Genomic DNA, 1,300 nt, shown 5'->3' with positions numbered 1-1,300 from the left:
AGAGAGCCGTCGAAGGTGAAGTCGATGACTGGGGTGAAGTCGTAACAAGGTAGCCGTATCGGAAGGTGCGGCTGGATCACCTCCTTTCTATGGAGAATTCGGCTTAATAATTAGTTGATAATTATTAAACGACATTCAAGCGTGAAGTGAAAGATCATTGAACCTAGTTCAATAGAAGCTTCAGCTATAAAATATCGAAATTTTGGGTTGCTTTACTATTTAGTTATTAATTACAAGTCGGCTTATTGCAATGCAATAAACGATCTTGAACATTTACAAGTCGGCTTAATGATGTAATCATTAAACGATCTTGAACATTAAGATGAAAAATCAAAACATACTATATGGAAAAAGATTTTTTTCTTATAAGAATTTCTAAGATTTTTACTAACCAACTTGAACATTGTTGTTTAGTAAAAAACAAGAAATACTAATAATAAAAAAACTTTCTGGTGGCGATGCGTTTATGGGAAACACCCGTTCCCATACCGAACACGATGGTTAAGCCATAAACGGCCGATGGTACTTGGTTGGAGACGACCCGGGAGAGTAGGTGGCTGCCAGATTTTTGGGCTCATAGCTCAGCCGGTTAGAGCGCACGCCTGATAAGCGTGAGGTCGGTGGTTCGAGTCCACTTGAGCCCATTTAAATCATATTATTTGGACAAGTTAATATGGGGGTATAGCTCAGTTGGGAGAGCACCTGCCTTGCAAGCAGGGGGTCAGGAGTTCGACTCTCCTTATCTCCATTAACCCTTTAACTAAGGTAAAAATTAACGTGAATAAATAGTTGACACAAAGAGAATGCTATGATAAGATAGCTAAGCGTTGTTTGTGAGAAAAAGAAATGTGTTGACAAATACAAATGAATGTGATATCATATCATTCGCTGAAAAAATAATTTTACTAGTGATTAGATAGTAGATTCATTAAAATCTATTATGTAATGGCTAGTAAGCCAATAAATAACAGTGTACTTTGAAAACTGCATATTGAAGAAGAAAAAAGATATAATGACGAAAGTCGTTATAACTCAAAGTAACAAAGGTTACATTCTAAGAAATATTACTATTGAAGGATTAAATTTTATCAAACTAACGTTTTCTAAGATTTCAATTGCGATCTAAATCATATCGCAAAGGAAACCTAAGAAAAAGTAAGAGTGAAAAATTTGGTTAAGATTTTTAAACTTTGTTTAAAAACTTATAGATTAAGATAGTAAGAGCGTAGGGTGGATGCCTTGGCACTGAGAGCCGATGAAGGACGTGATAAGCTGCGAAAAGCTTCGGGGAGGCGCAAAT

The 1,300-nt window shown here is 36.1% G+C and carries 2 tRNA genes and 3 rRNA genes; all 5 read left to right on the top strand.

Annotation, left to right across the window (positions count from 1 at the left end):
- Nucleotides 1-87 (top strand): 16S ribosomal RNA (locus tag EDC18_RS14375); the annotation flags it as partial.
- Between the two features lie 361 nt (nt 88-448).
- A 5S ribosomal RNA gene (rrf, locus tag EDC18_RS14370) occupies nt 449-566 on the top strand.
- A gap of 4 nt (nt 567-570) precedes the next feature.
- Nucleotides 571-644 (top strand) — tRNA-Ile (locus tag EDC18_RS14365).
- A 31-nt stretch (nt 645-675) separates the two neighbouring features.
- A tRNA-Ala gene (locus EDC18_RS14360) sits at nt 676-748 on the top strand.
- 459 nt (nt 749-1,207) lie between these two features.
- Nucleotides 1,208-1,300, top strand: a 23S ribosomal RNA gene (locus EDC18_RS14355); the annotation flags it as partial.

Source organism: Natranaerovirga pectinivora, assembly GCF_004342165.1.
In the GTDB taxonomy this organism is placed as follows: domain Bacteria; phylum Bacillota; class Clostridia; order Lachnospirales; family DSM-24629; genus Natranaerovirga; species Natranaerovirga pectinivora.
Note: the sequence above shows the minus strand (reverse complement) of the source record. Positions and strands in the feature narration are given on the sequence as shown.